Source organism: Ruegeria sp. AF5 (genome assembly GCF_056541905.1).
The window spans coordinates 1-15,999 of record NZ_JBQFYZ010000011.1 but is presented as its reverse complement, the minus strand read 5'-3'; the positions used below and the strand labels follow the sequence as shown (position 1 = coordinate 15,999).

Here is a 15,999-nt window from a genome sequence, read left to right as displayed (position 1 = left end):
GGAGAACTGGTCATGCGAGAATTCACAGACCGGGGTGTGACATTGCGTTGGTCCGAATTGATCAACGTAAATGGGTTAAATCGGGTGCTGATCGAAGCCGGACCCGCCGTGTCTTCGCATGACGTGGTGCGTGTGATCTTTTCCGAAGATGGCGGCCCCGAACGCGCCATTCGCGGCTGGCCCTTGCAATGCGACCCGATGACGGGGTTTCAGCAGTTTGCAGCCATGCTGCCATCTGTGACCCAGGAAAAGACATTGACCTGGCGACCGGTGCTGACGACCGGTGGTCGCGAATATGATCCCGGCCCCGGAAAGGCCCCCGAGCCTGCGCCGCCAAGCCCGGCAAAGCCTGTCACGCAAATGCCCGCGCTTGAACACGTTGGCAGGTTTGTGGTGCCGTTCACCGACGAGTTCTATCCGTCAGGTGAAACACCGGACGGCATCTGGCTGCATTTCGGGATCAAAGAGGGCGGAACGGTTGAAGGGCCTCATCTGAAGGGGACGATCGATCCGCTGGGGGGCGACTGGATGCGCGTGCGATCCGACGGAGTTGGGCTTTTGCACGCCCGAGCGCTTATTCAACCCGTTGAAGGGGGTGCGCCGATCCTGTTTGAAGATACCGGCGTGTGTGACTTTGGCCCGGATGGGTTTGCCGGGCTGGCGAAGGGCACTCTGCCCGCCTCGGCCCCGGTCCGGCTGGCACCGCGATATCTGACGTCAAACCCGAATTATGCCTGGATGAACAGGTTGCAGGGGTTCGGCATCGGCGAAGCCAGCCTGTCCGATATCACCCTGCGCTTTGACGTCTATTCCGCGAAAGGAACATCCGATGGCTGAAAAGGTTGTCATATTGGGCGGTGGCGTGGCCGGAATGAGCGCCGCGCATGAGCTGATCGAGCGCGGGTACGAGGTCGAGATTCACGAGCGCCAGCTGATCCCCGGCGGTAAGGCACGCAGCATCCCCGTGATGAAGGGCGAAGGCGATCACGGGTCCAAGGCGAAACACATCAAGGCGCTTGAACAATGGGCCGAGATGGACGGCGCCAGTTATCCCCCAGGCGTGAAACGCCCCTGGTTGCCCGGCGAGCACGGGTTCCGGTTCTTTCCGAATTTCTACCGCCATATCACCGATACGATGGCGCGCACGCCCTATTACGGCAAAGGCACCTGTTACGATAATCTGGTGTCCACCACTCAGGTTCTGGTCAGCCAGTTTGACGACCCAGGCATCATCGTACCCGAACGGTTTCCCCGCACGCTGAAAGACGTGGCCGACGCGCTCAAGACGGTTGCATTCACGCTCTCGCCCCGGGACCAGATCGCCTATGAGGATGTCGAACATTTCATCGCCTGCATGTGGCGCATCGCGACATCCTGCAAGGAACGCCGGTTCGATGAATATGAACGCATCGGGTGGTGGGACTTCATCGGTGCCGAACAACGCTCGGAAGCGTATCAGAAGTTTCTGGCCATTGGCCTGACTCGTTCGCTGGTGGCTGCGAAGGCGACAACTGCCAGTACAAAGACCGTGGGCGACATTGCCGTTCAGCTTCAACTGGGTATCGCGACGCCCGAGCCGCATGGCAACCGGCTGTTGAACGGTCCCACCAACCTTGTCTGGATACAGCCGTGGCTGGATTACCTCAAAAGCAAGGGGGTCGTGTACAAGTTCAACTCAAAGGTCACGGGCATCGACTGCGAGGATGGCCGCATCGTCAGCGCGACGGTTGAACAGGATGGCGAAGAAAAGCAGGTCACCGGGGACTGGTTCATCAGTGCGATGCCGATCGAACGGATCGCTCCGCTGATCACCCCTGCGATGACGGCAATCGACCCGTCTCTGGCCAAGCTGCCCCTGCTGGCCGATGACGTGCAATGGATGAACGGAATTCAGTTCTATCTGACCAAGGATGTTGAACTGACGCACGGCCATGTCATTTTCATTGACAGCCCCTGGGCCCTGACCGCGGTTTCGCAAAAACAGTTCTGGTCGGCCATCAACTTTGAAAACTGGGCAGAAGGCAAGACCAAAGGTCTGCTTTCAATAGATATTTCGGAATGGGACAAGCCGGGCCTGAACGGAAAAACCGCGCGTGATTGCAGCCGCGAGGAGATTGCGCAAGAGGTTTGGGAACAGCTCAAGCGGAGCGTCAACGTGGATGGCCAGACCGTACTGCGCGACGAGGACATGCATTACTGGTTCCTTGATCCGGATATCGTACAGGATCCCAACGACCCCAAGCGCCAAACCAATGTGGAGCCGCTTTTGGTCAATCGCATCAACAGCTGGCGGTTGCGCCCTGAGGCGGCCACGTTGATCCCGAATTTCATGCTGGCATCGGATTATGTGCGCACCTACACCGACCTTGCCACCATGGAAGGGGCAAACGAAGCGGCGCGCCGGGCGGTCAACGCCATCCTGCAACGCGGTGGATCAAAAGCAGAGCCCTGCCAGATCTGGGACCTGCACGAGCCGGATATCCTGAAACCGCTGCGCGCCTATGATTTTGCCCGTTATCAGGCCGGCCTGCCCTGGGACAACCGGTTTGCAGTTGCGGTCGAAGCCGCGCTGAGGATGGGACAGGATGCAGTGGGTGTTGAGCGTGGCGGCGAAGGGCCGCTTGCCGTCATTGCGAAACCGGCTACGGAATATTCAAAACCCGGCGGGATTACCGAAGACCCTGCGATTGCGGACGCGTTGCGCATGATTTGCCCTCCGAAAGAGCTGTTTGACCTGATGGTGGCCTACGAGCCGACCGCTGATCTTCCGATCCCGGGAGAGGAGATTGCAGAGGATGTTGCCTTTGATCTGGGCCGGGACAGCGGCCAGACGGGGGTGTTGTCCAAAGCCTTGCCGCTGACGGATTCACCTTTTTCCGCAACCGGACCAAACCTTGCCGAGACGGGCAGGAACGAGACCAAAACCCGTGTGATCATCACCCAGAAGGGATGACCCTGTGGCCACTGGCACAGCACATCTGGATCCTGCGGTACAGCAGGATTTTCTGAAAACGCTGACCTCATACGGGGATCGGGCCCGTGAGACGCTTTTGCAACTGCTGCCGACGGGCGAGCCGCAGGCCTATCTGTACGGGCCGATGCGGGATTACATCGAAACCTCGGGCAAGGGGTTGCGGCCCGCGCTGTTGCTGGCCACCTGCGAGGCTTTTGGTGGTGACAGCGAGACCGCGCGAGTGTCAGCCGCCGTTCTTGAACTGCTGCACAACGCGTTTTTGATCCATGACGATATCGAGGATCAAAGTGATTTCAGGCGCGGGCGCGAATGTATGCACAAGCGGCTAGGGGTCCCTTTGGCGATCAATACCGGTGACGGGATGCAATCGCTGGCCCTGCGCCTGTTGCGCCAGAACCTTGGGCCGCTGGGCCCTGAAACGGGTATACGCGTGGTGGACGAGTTCGATCATCTGTTGCAGCAGTCCATTGAAGGTCAGGCGCTGGAGCTTGGCTGGATACGGGACAACCGGCTGAACGTGGATGCGTCGGATTACCTGACGATGTGTCTGAAAAAGACCTGCTGGTACAGCTTCATTCACCCCATGCGCATCGGGGCGCTGATTGCCCGGCCTCATGATGTGGCGTCTGGCGCGTTGAACCTGGACGATTTCAACGCGTTTGGGTTTTTTCTGGGGGCTGCGTTTCAGATACAGGATGATGTTCTGAATCTCGTGGGCTCGCAGGACAAATATGGCAAAGAGATCGGCGGGGACATTTACGAAGGCAAACGCACGCTGATGCTGGGGCGGCTTAGCTTGCAGGCGGACGAGCCCGAAAAAGCGCGCCTGTCGGAGATGCTGTCAAACCCGCGTGACAACCGTTCGACGCAGGATGTCAGCTGGGTTCTGGATCGTATGGATCACTATGGCTGCATCAGATATGCACAGGACGCGGCCAATGACTTGCTGGCCTCGGCCCGTCAGGAGTTTGCGCAGGTTTTTGCAGCCACCGAAGAGGTGCCGCGCGCGTTTCTGGGCCATTTCATGGACTATCTCGTAACCCGTCAGGTTTGAGCGCCCACCACCTCATACATCACGACGATCGAGGTTTGCACTGTGCCCGTGCAGGCAATCCGACCGTGATATTCGCCGGGATCGGCAAGATCCGGCACGGTTACAATGACGGCAACATCTGTTGACTCACCGGGGTTTAGCTGGATTTGCGGGGGGACAACACTGACCCGGTTTGCCGGAAGAGTGTCGCCGTTCCGGTTGATCAGGTCGCCCGGTTCGAACTGTAGTGCGACGGGCCCGCCATCGTTTGGTGCGTCAAAGGACAGCAATATGGTTGCGGTACCGCCGGGGTGGCAGGTTTTGCGGCACGCAAATGGCCCTTCAAGCGGCTGTTGCGCGCCCCGTTCAGCCCCAAGCACGCGGCGGGCAATGTCCGAGATCGGTTGCGCATCCGGCTGCGGCGCGATCGGGCTGACCGGAAGTGGCGTGCTAACGTATGGTTTTCGTTCGAAATAAGGCATGCCCAACTGTGCACCTGTGGCGCGGATCAGTAAATGGGAAATTTACCGAATCCGCGCGACAAACACACCGCGTTATTATTTGCCTTTCCAGACCGGATCACGTTTTTCGGCAAATGCACGCGCGCCTTCAAGCTGGTCCTCGCTGGAATAGAGGACATCCACGCTGCGCAGTTGCCGTTTGGTGATGCGGTTCATGGCGTCCTGAAACTTGGCGTCTTCGGCATCGCGCACGATTTCCTTGATGGCCGCATAGACCAGCGGCGGCCCTGACGCCAGCAGTCGGGCGAGGTCCCACGCGCGGTCCATCAGCTGATCAGCGGCGACAATCTCGTTCACCAGACCCCAGCGGTTGGCTTCTTCGGCATCAAACCAGCGGCCTGTCAGAAGCAGCTCCATCGCGATGTGATAGGGAATGCGCTTGGGCAGTTTGACGCTGGCGGCATCCGCAACGGTGCCCGAGCGGATTTCCGGCAAGGCAAAAGTGGCGTGGTCAGCTGCAAGGATCATGTCTGCTGACAAGGCCAGCTCTAGCCCGCCGCCGCAGGCGATACCGTTGACGGCGGCAATCACGGGTTTGTTCAGGTCGCGCAGCTCTTGCAGGCCTCCGAACCCGCCGACGCCGTAATCTCCGTCCACCGCGTCGCCGTCGGCGGCAGCTTTCAGATCCCAGCCGGGGCAAAAGAATTTTTCGCCCGCGCCGGTCAGGATGGCCACGCGCAGGTCCGGGTCGTCGCGGAATTCAGCAAAGACCTCGCCCATTCTGCGGCTGGTGATCAGATCGATCGCGTTTGCCTTAGGGCGGTCCAGCGTGACCTCGAGGATCGAACCATCGCGGCGGGTTTTGATCGGGTCCATATCTCAGGCCTTTCTTATCAGGGCGTCCACGGCAACGGCCTTGTCCGGCGTGCACAGGAGCGGGTTAATCTCGACCTCGCCAAGCGTGTCGGCATTTTGCATGACATAGGTCTGAACGGCCTCGACCGCGGCAACAACCGCATCCATATCAGCCGCCGGTTGACCGCGATAGCCCGCCAGCAGCGGGGCGATCTTCAATTGGCTAAGGGCGGAGCGGATGTCTTCGGGCGGGCAGGGCACCAGCACGGATACCGTATCGCGCAGCAGTTCGGTCAGCACGCCCCCTGCCCCAAGGGTCAGAACAAACCCATGGGCGGGATCACGCACCACGCCAATCAGAAGTTCGGCAACGGGTCCGGCGACCATCTCTTCGATCAGGATGTCTTCGGTGCCGATATCTGCCGCGACAGCCGCGACGTCCTGGGCCTGGATGCCCAGCCGAACAGCGCTGTGTTCGGATTTATGCGCAAGCCCGACACCTTTGACGGCAAAGGGGCCTTCCATCTGGCCCGCTGCGGCACGGGCAGCTTCCGCGCCCCGCACCGTCCGGTTCTGCGGGATACGCAGGCCGCATTCCGCCAGCGCCGCCTTCGAAGCGCCTTCGGTCAGGGTTTGGGTTGGTTCCATTGTACCCGGTTGCAAAACGGGCGCAACGGATGGGGCCTTGACCTGCCCTGCGGCGCGGGTCGCAGACAGCGCCTCGCGCAGGCCCATGAAGGGGACAACACCCCCGGCCATCAACTGTTGTGCGATGTCTTCCGGCAATAGTTCCGGCAAGGTGGCGACAATCGCAAACCGGGCGCCGGTTTCTGCCCGTACGTTCAGCGCTGCCTGCGTTGCGCAGGCCCAATCGGTGGAGTCGGTGGTCGGGTAGTCGACGATCGAGAATGTCATGTCGATATCGTCGCCCGTCATGCCCGACCAGGCCCGCGTCATCGCCAGCTCGTCACGCCAGATATAGGTGTGATAATCCAGCGGGTTGTTCAGTGCGACCATGGGCCCGAGCGCGCCGCGCAGGCGGGTCAGCTTTTCACCGCTCAGCCTTGGAAATTGCAGCCCCGTGCCGACAGCCATATCGGCAATCAGGCTCGCCTCGCCCCCCGAACAGCTGATCGAGGTGATGTTGCCCCCCGGCAGCGGCCCATAGCAGTGCAGCAATTTGAGCGTTTCAAGGAAGTCGGGCAGTGCGGGAAGGCGTGGAATGCCAAGCCGGTCAAGCAGCGCCTGCGCCCCGGCATCGCTGCCCGCCAGCGACGCAGTATGGGAAACGGTCGCCGCCTGCGCCTGTTCCGATGCGCCGACCTTGAGGGCAACCAGCGGGACGCCTTTTGCGTGGGCCTTGGCGGCCAGAGCCTCCCACTCGCGGATGTTCTTGAAGCCTTCGATATGCAGGCCCACGGCAGTCACGCGCGGGTCATCGATCAGGGCCGAGGCGATCTGCGCCTGACTGGTCTGAGCCATGTTCCCGCAGGTCACCATATAGGCAATCGGCAACCCGCGTTTCTGCATGGTCAGGTTGATCGAGATGTTCGAGCTTTGCGTCAGGATCGCTACGCCCTTGTCAACTGGCACAACCCCGTGCTGATCCGGCCACAGCAATGCCCCGTCCAGCGCGTTGATGAAGCCATAGCAATTCGGGCCCAGAATGGGCATGTCTCCGGCCGCGGCGATCAGTTGATCCTGCAAATCCCCGCCGGTGTCGTCCTCGGCCACGGCCTCGGAAAAGCCCGAGGCGAAGCAGACAGCGCCACCCGCACCCATGCTGGACAGGACTTGAACCGCTTCAATCGTGGCGTGGCGGTTGATGCCGATGAAAACCGCGTCAGGTGCGTTGGGCAGGTCTTCGATCCGGCCATAAACCTTGTGGCCCGCAATGTCCGAAGCTTTAGGGTGGACCGGCCAGATCTGACCGGCATATCCCATGCGTTCGGATTGCAGGATAACCTGTTGGCACCATGCACCGCCGCCAATGACAGCGATGGATTTCGGGCGCAGCAGCCGGGTCAGGTCTTTGGTCATGGTCAGGCGCCCAGCGGACGCAGAAGATCGCGGCTGATGATGTGGCGCTGAATTTCGCTGGTGCCGTCCCAGATCCGTTCGACCCGGGCGTCGCGCCAAAACCGTTCGATCGGGAAATCATCCATCAGGCCCATGCCGCCGAAGATTTGCAGCGTCGTGTCGGTGACCCGCGCCAATGCCTCGGAGGCATAGAGCTTGGCCGAGGCGATCTCGCGGTTTGCGGGCAGGTTCTGATCCAGACGCCAAGCGGCGGCAAGGGTCAGCCAATCGGCGGCGTCAATCTCGGTGATCATGTCGGCAATCTGGAAGCCAACGCCCTGAAACTTGCCGATGGGCTGGCCGAATTGCTTGCGCTCGGCGGCGTAATTCAGCGCATAGTCAAAGCAGCGCCGCGCGCGCCCGACCGAGAAGGCCGCAACCGTCAGACGGGTCGCGTAAAGCCATTCGTTCATCACCGCAAAACCGCCATCGACCTCGCCCAGAACCTGCGCATCGGACAGGCGGCAATTGTCGAAATACAGGATACAGTTTTTATAGCCCCTGTGGCTGACGGATCTGTAGCCGTCGCGCACTTCAAAGCCCGGTGTGCCGCGATCCACCAGGAAGGTGGTGATGCGTTTTTTGGGGCCTTTAGGGGTCTCATCCACGCCGGTGGCAACGAAGACAATGAAGAAATCCGCGTGTTCCGCGCCCGAGATGAAGTGTTTTGATCCGTTGACGACCCAGTCGCCACCGTCGCGCACTGCCTGACATTTCATGCCGCGCACGTCCGATCCGGCATCCGGTTCAGTCATCGCCAGCGCGTCCATCTTTTCCCCGCGCACAGCAGGCAGCAGATAGCGTTCGCGCTGTTCATCGTTGCAGGCCATCAGGATGTTCTGCGGGCGGCCAAAGAAATGCGTCAGCGCCATCGACCCACGACCCAGCTCACGCTCGACCAGTGTAAAATCCAGATGCGACAGGCCCGCGCCGCCTACTTCTTCGGGGAAGTTGCAAGCATAGAACCCCAGATCGATACATTTCTGCTTGATCTCATTGCCAAGCTCCAGCGGGACCGTTCCGCTGCGTTCCACCGCGTCTTCATGCGGGTAGATTTCTTTTTCTACAAAGCTGCGGACCGTCGAAACGATCATGTCCTGTTCTTCTGTCAGACCAAACTGCATGGCGCGTGTTCCCTGGATCGGTGGTTGACCAACCAAACGCCATCGCTCATGGTCGCGGCATGCAGAGATAGATCAGTTTCATGCCAAATTCGAAAATATTATTGCAGCAGTACAATGTCCTGCTGTTCAACGGGTTCTCGAACCATTGCCTTGCGAACATGGTCGAACCGTTGCGGGCGGCAAACACCCTGTCGCGGCAGGTGTTATATGCGTGGCGCTTCTGTTCGCTTGACGGCAACCCTGTTCAAAGCTCCAGCGGCCTTGTCGTCACCCCGAACGGGGCCATCGGCGATCAACAGGGGGATTTTCTTGTTGTTATGCCGTCATATGGATACCTGAAGCTGGATACGCGGTCGACCATGCGTGCCGTGCTGGCTGCGGCCAAGAAACACAAGCACCTGGCCGGGCTGGATACGGGAAGCTGGCTGCTTGCCAGCGCCGGATTGCTGGATGACCACAGGGCAACCATTCATTGGGACGAATTTTCGCGGTTCGAAGAAAGGTTTCCGGCGGTAGAGGCCGTGCAGGAACGGTTCGTCATCGATGGCAACCGTCTGACCTGTTCCGGGGCCATGGCAGCCTTCGATCTGGCCTTGACCCTTATCCGCCGGGATCACGGCCCGCTGCTGGCGATGGAGGTCGAGCACCTGTTCATGAGCCGGAACGGGCGTGGCCATTATGACCTGCCCCTGAAATCCGAGGACACGCTGGTCAATCGCGCGCTGACCGTCATGCAGGCGCATCTTGAAGCACCGCTGTCAGTCCGGAGCGTGGCCCGGAAAATCGGGTGTTCACAGAAAAGGCTCGAAACGCGTGTTCAGGCGGAACTGAAAACAACTCCGCAAGCGCTGTACCGGCGTCTGCGCCTGAACCGCGCGCGCAATCTGGCCGAGGATACGGAACAATCCATCGCCGAGATCGCGGGGCGCTGTGGATATGAAAGCGCCAGCGCCATGACCCGCGCGTTCAAGGCCGAATTCGGTCAAACGCCGACCGCATTTCGGAATGGAAACCTGTCGGGGCGATGAGCCCGGACTGGCGGGAAGCCGTTTGTTGCTTTTCACAACCTGCAATAAAGCATGCGGTTTTCTGATGTCACTCCAGCGAAACCCACAGAATCCTGGCGTCTTCGTCGCTGGTCGAGATACAGCCGTGGCCCATTCCACTGTCGTAATACAGTGAATCCCCCGCCTTCATGGGCAGGGGTCGGTAATGTTCGGAAAGGAAAATCAGCTCGCCGCTGAGTACATACATGAATTCTTCGCCAGAGTGCCGAATCCAGGTGTCGAACTCGGATACATCCCGCGCCTTGATCGTTGCGATATAGGGTAGCATCCGTTTGCTGGTCAGTTCGGAACACAGCAGTTCGTGATGATAGGTGGGCGTGGTCTTGAATTCCCCTTCGCCTTTTGGGGTGAAATCGCGGCGACCCGAGATGCCCGACTGACCCGATTGCAGGAACAGCTGTGGCGTGCTCATGTCGAGCGCCTGCGTCAGGCGCCGCACGATTTCAAAACTGGGCCGTGTCTGGTTGTTTTCGATCTTGGACAGAGTGGACCGACCAATACCCGCAGCACGGCCAGCCTCTTCCAAAGTCCAGCCTTTTGATCGTCGCGCATCGCGAATGGAGCGGCCCAAAGCCTCACCTTCATCCGGTTCTTCCAGCCCGGAAACATCGTTTTGGCTTTCATCGACCATGGATTTCCCCCTGTTTTTCAAAGGCTACAGGTTTTCCCATACATACGCAACTTCTTGAATAAGAGATTTATGTTGCCTTGTTGGATCATTTTCCACTATTGGAAACAAAGTTTCGTACTGAGGATTCGGAACCGGAGGAGGGGATAATGTTCAAAACATCGCTGAATGAGGCTGACCCGGTAATCGCCGCGTCGATCGCGCGCGAAGGAATACGTCAGGCGGAACAGATTGAATTGATCGCGTCCGAGAACATCGTCTCGAAAGCTGTGATCGAGGCTCAGGGCTCGGTCCTGACCAATAAATACGCCGAAGGTTATCCTGCGCGCCGCTATTATGGCGGGTGCGAATATGTCGACGAGGTCGAAGTCGAGGCCATCGAAAGGCTGAAACAGCTGTTCGGTTGTGAATACGCCAACGTTCAACCCCATTCCGGCGCTCAGGCGAATGGGGCGGTCAAACTGGCGTTGCTGAGCCCCGGTGACACCATCCTGGGCATGTCGCTGGATGCGGGCGGGCACCTGACACACGGTGCAAAACCTGCCCAATCCGGCAAGTGGTTCCGGCCGGTACAATACGGTCTGACCCAAGCCGGCCTGATCGATTACGACCAGGTGGCCGAGCTGGCCCGGGTGGAAAAGCCCAAGATGATCATCGCAGGCGCATCGGCCTATTCCCAGAAGATCGACTTTGTCCGTTTCCGCGAGATCGCAGATGAAGTTGGCGCGTGGTTGCTGGCGGACATGGCGCATATCGCGGGTCTGGTCGCAACTGGCCTGCACCCTTCGCCCATTGGGCACGCGCATATCGTCACCTCAACCACCCACAAGACACTGCGCGGCCCGCGGGGCGGGATCATTCTGACCAATGACGAAGCGCTGGCGAAAAAGATCAACTCTGCCGTATTCCCGGGCTTGCAAGGTGGCCCGCTGATGCATGTGATCGCCGGCAAGGCGGTTGCATTCGGAGAGGCGCTGAAGCCGGAGTTCAAAGAATACATGCAGCGCGTTGTCGACAGTGCATCGGCTTTGGCCAATGTCATGATGGCGCGCGGATGTGACATCGTTTCGGGTGGCACCGAAAACCACCTGATGCTGGTCGATCTGCGCCCGATCGGTGTGACCGGCAAGGATGCCGAAGCCGCGCTGGAACGTGCCGGGTTCACCTGTAACAAGAACAGCGTTCCGGGCGATCCCCAGAAACCCACCATCACCAGCGGTATCCGTCTGGGCACTGCCGCCGGGTGCAGCCGGGGTTTTGGCCCTGAAGAGTTCAAACAGATCGGCCATCTGATCGGCGATGTTCTGGACGCGTTGGCGCAGTCGCCCGAAGGCGACGCGGCCATCGAAAAAGAAACCCGCGAAAAGGTTCGCGCGCTTTGCGCAAGCCACCCGATCTACTGAAAGTGCGCGAAATGAACACCTACGATCTGATTGTCATCGGAGGCGGACCGGGCGGCTATGTTGCCGCGATCCGCGCGGCTCAGCTGGGACTGAAAGTTGCCTGCGTCGAAGGGCGCGGCGCTCTTGGCGGCACCTGTCTGAACGTGGGGTGCATCCCCTCCAAAGCGTTGCTGACCTCCTCGGCCAAATATGCCGAGCTTGCACATCTCTCCTCCCACGGTGTTGCGGTCGAGGGGGCCAGCATCAATGTCGGCGCGATGATGGAGCGCAAGGACAAGATCGTGGGCGACCTGACCAAAGGCATCGCATTCCTGTTCAAGAAGAACGGCGTTGACCTGATCGAAGGTTGGGCCAGCATCCCTTCAGTCGGGCAGATCAAGGTTGGCGCTGACATCTATGAGGCAAAGAACATTCTGATCGCGACCGGGTCGGAACCTACCACGCTACCGGGGATCGAGATTGATGAGCAGGACGTCCTGAGTTCGACCGGCGCGATTGCGATGGAAAGCGTGCCGGATCATCTGGTGGTGGTCGGCGCAGGTGTGATCGGTCTGGAACTTGGTCAGGTCTGGGCGCGTCTGGGCGCGAAAGTCACCGTCGTCGAGTATCTGGACCGTGTGCTGCCCGGCATAGATGGCGAGATTGCAAAACTGGCGCAGCGGGCGCTGGCCAAGCGCGGCCTGAAGTTCCAGCTTGGTCGGGCATTGAAATCCGTCAACAAGACCGCGGCCGGACTGACGCTTGCTCTAGATCGGGTTGGCAAAGACAAGGAAGAGGTGATCGAGGCCGACAAGGTTCTGATCGCCGTCGGACGCCGACCGGTAACGCGCGGGTTGGGGCTGGAAGAACTGGGGATAGCCTGCGACCCGCGCGGCTTTATTCAGGTGGATGACGCATTCTGTACCTCTGTTCCCGGCATCTATGCCATTGGCGACTGCGTTCCAGGGCCGATGCTGGCGCACAAGGCCGAAGAGAATGGCGTTGCCTGTGTTGAGATGCTGGCAGGCGAAGCGGGGCATGTTGACTACAATACCGTGCCCGGCGTGGTTTACACCGACCCCGAGATCGCCTCGGTCGGGCTGACCGAAGAAGCCTTGCAAGAAACGGGCATTGAATACGTGGTTGGGAAGTTTGCCTTCATGGCCAATTCGCGGGCGCGTTCGACCGGCGAGACCGACGGGGCCGTCAAGGTGCTGGCCAGTTCCGAAGGCAAGATCCTGGGCGCGCATATTTGCGGTGCGCATGGGGGAGATCTGATTGCCGAGCTGGTTCTGGCCATGGCCAAGGGCATCACCGTCGCCGAGGTCGCAGCCACCTGCCATGCCCACCCGGCGATGGGCGAGGCTGTGAAAGAAGCCTGCCTTGACGCCATGGGCCGGGCAATTCACGCGTAGCGGGGACCAGCCAGATGACCATCCAGCTAAGACCACGTCACCCGGAAAAAGCCAAAAAGGCCGACAGCGTCATTCCGCGCAAACCCAAGTGGATACGCAAGAAAAAAGGCGACAGCTCCGCCTATTACGAAACCCGGCGCCTGATGCGGGATCACAATCTGGCGACGGTCTGCGAAGAGGCGACCTGCCCCAATATCGGCGAGTGTTGGTCCAAGCGCCACGCAACCATGATGATTATGGGCGAGGTCTGCACACGCGGATGTTCGTTCTGCAACGTATCGACTGGCCGCCCCGACGCGCTGGACGCTTTCGAACCCGGTCGCGTTGCAGCGGCGGTCAGGAAGCTGGGCCTGCGCCATGTCGTCATCACCTCGGTCGATCGCGACGATCTGGCCGATGGCGGGGCCGAGCATATTGCCCAGACCATCCGGGCGGTACGCCACCAAAACCCCGGCACCACGGTCGAAGTTCTGACCCCCGATTTTCTGGGCAAGGGCGACGCCGCCAAGGCAGTCTTTGACGCCGCACCGGACGTGTTCAACCACAATCTGGAAACCGTGCCGCACCTATATCCGACCGTCCGTCCTGGCGCGCGGTATTACACGTCGCTGCGGCTGCTGGATGATGCCAAGCGCGCCAATCCGGAACTATTCACCAAATCCGGCCTGATGGTGGGCCTGGGAGAAACACTCGCGGATGTGCGTCAGGTCATGGATGACCTGCGTGCAGCGCAGGTCGATTTCCTGACCGTTGGCCAATATCTGCAACCAACCCCGAAACACCATCCAATCGACCGGTTCTGGACACCGGAAGAGTTCGCCCAGCTGGAACAGATTGCCCGGTCCAAGGGCTTTTTGCACGTGTCAGCAACCCCGCTGACCCGGTCGTCGTTCCATGCGGACGAAGATTTCGCTGCTCTCAGGCAGGCTCGCCAGCGGGCTATCGCCAAAGGGGCATAAACCAAACGCAAATGGGAGGGAATCCATGGAAGCGTTAAATTCAATCGTAGGGGCCATCAATGGCGTCGTGTGGGGGCCGCTGATGCTGGTTCTCATCCTTGGCGTCGGCTTCTTCCTGCAGGTCGGACTGAAGTTCATGCCGATCCTGCGCATTGGCACGGGCTTCAGCCTGCTGTTCAAAGGCCGTGAAGGTCAGGGCGAAGGGCAGATCAGCCCGTTCAACGCGTTGATGACTTCGCTGTCGGCCACCATCGGTACGGGGAACATCGCCGGTGTTGCCACTGCTGTCTTCCTGGGCGGTCCGGGCGCATTGTTCTGGATGTGGATGACCGCCCTGGTGGGCATGGCCACCAAATATGCCGAGGCTGTCTGCGCGGTGAAATACCGCGAAAAGGACGAGCTGGGCAACTTCGTCGGCGGCCCGATGTACTACATCAAGAACGGTCTGGGCGCGAAATGGGCGTGGCTGGGTGTTGCCTTTGCCCTGTTTGGCGCAGTTGCGGCCTTTGGCATTGGTAACGGCGTGCAGGCCAATGGTGTTGCACAGGTTCTGGAATCGAATTTCGGAGTAAACACCTCGGTCACCGGTGTCGCTCTGATGGTTCTGACCGCCGCTGTTATTCTGGGTGGTATCACCCGTATCGGTGCGGTCGCCGGTAAACTGGTTCCGTTCATGGCGATTGCCTATATCGTTGCCGGACTGCTGGTCCTGATCATCAACATCGGCAACATCGGTCATGCGCTGTCGCTGGTCTTCACCTACGCCTTCACCCCATCAGCCGCCGAAGGTGGTTTCGCAGGTGCAGCCGTCTGGGCCGCCATCCGCTTTGGTGTGGCGCGCGGTGTTTTCTCGAACGAAGCGGGTCTGGGTTCCGCTCCGATCGCGCACGCTGCAGCCGAGACCAAAGGCCCGGTCAATCAGGGCCTGATCGCGATGCTGGGAACGTTCATCGACACTATTATCGTCTGTTCGATCACCGGTTTGGCGATCATCTCGTCAGGTGCGTGGACATCGGGGGAATCCGGTGCGGCGCTGACCTCGCTGGCGTTCGAGACCACTCTGCCGGGTATCGGCGGGTCGATCATCGCCATCGCTCTGTCGATCTTTGCCTTTACCACCATCCTCGGCTGGTCCTTCTATGGCGAGAAATGCGTCGAGTTCCTGCTGGGCGTGAAATCCCTGCTTCCCTACCGCATCCTGTGGATCATCGCGATCTACTTCGGTGCAACCGCGGATCTGGGCTTTGTCTGGCTGCTGGCCGACACGCTGAACGCCATGATGGCCATTCCGAACCTGATCGCCCTGGCCCTGCTGAGCCCGATCGTCTTCAAGCTGACGAAAGAGTTCTTCGCCTCGGGCGGCAAGTCCGAAGAGCCGGGCGGCGCGCCTGCCGAATAAGCTTGGTCTGACTTGAAACCGGGGGGCCATTCCGGCCCCCCGCCTTTAAAAACAGAATTCCATATCTCGAGGAGAGACGTGATGGCCACGAAAATCCTGCTGCCGATTGATCACACCGACGACCGTTCGTGGAAAAATGCCCTGCCAGTCGCATTGGAACAGGCCAGGTTCTACGGGGCTGAGCTGCATGCGGTTGCCGTTATCCCCGAGATCATCCAGCTGCCGAACCTTCCCGCAAACTATGGTGCCGGTGCCAAAGACCACGTGCGAAATGCGGTTCAGGCCATTCTGGATCATGGCAACGCATCGGACGTGCCTATCCATGTTGAAGAAGGCAGCGTTTACCGTGAAATCCTCAAGCGCGCCTACAAGGACGGCTTTGACCTGATCGTCATGGCCTCGACCAAGGGTGATTTTCCGAATTATGAAATCGGTCCGAACCTGGCCCGTGTCGTGCGCAACGCGCATTGCACCGTCATGGTTGTTCGCGACCAGTCCCGTTGAGTGAAAGGTTGGATCAATGACCGAGATTAGACGCACGCCGCTTTTTGGGCTTCACGTTGAGTTGGGCGGCAAGATGGTTGATTTTGCCGGGTGGGAGATGCCGGTTCAGTATCCGCTGG

The 15,999-nt window shown here is 59.9% G+C and carries 14 protein-coding genes; 9 read left to right on the top strand and 5 right to left on the bottom strand.

Going from position 1 to position 15,999, the window contains the following annotated elements; translation table 11 throughout:
• Positions 1-12 precede the first annotated feature (12 nt).
• Genes ACR0DS_RS14850 through ACR0DS_RS14840 form a run of 3 tightly spaced genes read left to right on the top strand, consistent with a single transcriptional unit; the run spans position 13 to position 4,028 of the window.
• On the top strand, positions 13-837 hold the full coding sequence (locus ACR0DS_RS14850) for a DUF3237 domain-containing protein (protein ID WP_480559924.1): 825 nt from the start codon (positions 13-15) through the stop codon (positions 835-837).
• Complete coding sequence (locus ACR0DS_RS14845; RefSeq protein ID WP_480559926.1) at positions 830-2,953, top strand: hydroxysqualene dehydroxylase; 2,124 nt, start codon at positions 830-832, stop codon at positions 2,951-2,953. The genes ACR0DS_RS14850 and ACR0DS_RS14845 overlap by 8 nt, the downstream gene beginning before the upstream one ends.
• Positions 2,954-2,957: 4 nt before the next feature.
• Positions 2,958-4,028 (top strand): polyprenyl synthetase family protein, encoded by a 1,071-nt coding sequence (locus ACR0DS_RS14840; protein ID WP_480559928.1) that lies wholly within the window; start codon positions 2,958-2,960, stop codon positions 4,026-4,028.
• On the opposite strand, the gene ACR0DS_RS14835 is transcribed toward ACR0DS_RS14840, so the two are convergent.
• From ACR0DS_RS14835 to ACR0DS_RS14820, 4 genes are all read right to left on the bottom strand, one after another.
• A complete protein-coding gene (locus tag ACR0DS_RS14835) occupies positions 4,019-4,489 on the bottom strand; it encodes a hypothetical protein (RefSeq protein ID WP_480559930.1) in 471 nt (156 codons plus the stop codon). The two genes, ACR0DS_RS14840 and ACR0DS_RS14835, sit on opposite strands and share 10 nt — an antisense overlap.
• A 75-nt stretch (positions 4,490-4,564) precedes the next feature.
• Positions 4,565-5,344, bottom strand: coding sequence for a carnitinyl-CoA dehydratase (locus ACR0DS_RS14830; protein ID WP_209597100.1), 780 nt, complete (start codon positions 5,342-5,344; stop codon positions 4,565-4,567).
• 3 nt (positions 5,345-5,347) lie between these two features.
• Positions 5,348-7,363: an acetate--CoA ligase family protein gene (locus ACR0DS_RS14825; RefSeq protein ID WP_480559932.1), complete on the bottom strand. Its 2,016-nt coding sequence runs from the start codon at positions 7,361-7,363 to the stop codon at positions 5,348-5,350.
• 2 nt (positions 7,364-7,365) lie between these two features.
• Positions 7,366-8,526 carry an acyl-CoA dehydrogenase family protein gene (locus ACR0DS_RS14820; RefSeq protein WP_480484285.1) on the bottom strand — a complete coding sequence of 387 codons (1,161 nt, stop codon included), beginning with the start codon at positions 8,524-8,526 and terminating at the stop codon, positions 7,366-7,368.
• Between the two features lie 80 nt (positions 8,527-8,606).
• On the opposite strand from ACR0DS_RS14820, the gene ACR0DS_RS14815 reads away from it, so the two are divergent.
• Positions 8,607-9,554, top strand: coding sequence for a GlxA family transcriptional regulator (locus ACR0DS_RS14815; protein WP_480559934.1), 948 nt, complete (start codon positions 8,607-8,609; stop codon positions 9,552-9,554).
• A 67-nt stretch (positions 9,555-9,621) separates the two neighbouring features.
• On the opposite strand, the gene ACR0DS_RS14810 is transcribed toward ACR0DS_RS14815, so the two are convergent.
• Entirely contained in the window at positions 9,622-10,224 is a 603-nt protein-coding gene (locus ACR0DS_RS14810; RefSeq protein WP_480484283.1) for a helix-turn-helix domain-containing protein, read from the bottom strand.
• A 146-nt stretch (positions 10,225-10,370) separates the two neighbouring features.
• Between ACR0DS_RS14810 and glyA the strand changes: the two genes are divergently transcribed.
• The 5 genes from glyA to ACR0DS_RS14785 all read left to right on the top strand — a co-directional run bounded on the left by glyA (position 10,371) and on the right by ACR0DS_RS14785 (position 15,880).
• Positions 10,371-11,624: a serine hydroxymethyltransferase gene (glyA, locus tag ACR0DS_RS14805; RefSeq protein WP_480559936.1), complete on the top strand. Its 1,254-nt coding sequence runs from the start codon at positions 10,371-10,373 to the stop codon at positions 11,622-11,624.
• A gap of 11 nt (positions 11,625-11,635) precedes the next feature.
• The gene (lpdA, locus tag ACR0DS_RS14800; protein WP_480559938.1) at positions 11,636-13,018 is read left to right on the top strand and encodes a dihydrolipoyl dehydrogenase; all 1,383 of its coding nucleotides are present in this window, start codon (positions 11,636-11,638) and stop codon (positions 13,016-13,018) included.
• A 14-nt stretch (positions 13,019-13,032) separates the two neighbouring features.
• The gene (lipA, locus tag ACR0DS_RS14795) at positions 13,033-13,977 is read left to right on the top strand and encodes a lipoyl synthase (protein WP_480559940.1); all 945 of its coding nucleotides are present in this window, start codon (positions 13,033-13,035) and stop codon (positions 13,975-13,977) included.
• Positions 13,978-14,002: 25 nt separating this feature from the next.
• On the top strand, positions 14,003-15,376 hold the full coding sequence (locus ACR0DS_RS14790) for an alanine/glycine:cation symporter family protein (protein ID WP_480488771.1): 1,374 nt from the start codon (positions 14,003-14,005) through the stop codon (positions 15,374-15,376).
• Positions 15,377-15,457: 81 nt separating this feature from the next.
• On the top strand, positions 15,458-15,880 hold the full coding sequence (locus ACR0DS_RS14785) for a universal stress protein (RefSeq protein ID WP_480559942.1): 423 nt from the start codon (positions 15,458-15,460) through the stop codon (positions 15,878-15,880).
• Positions 15,881-15,999 lie beyond the last annotated feature (119 nt).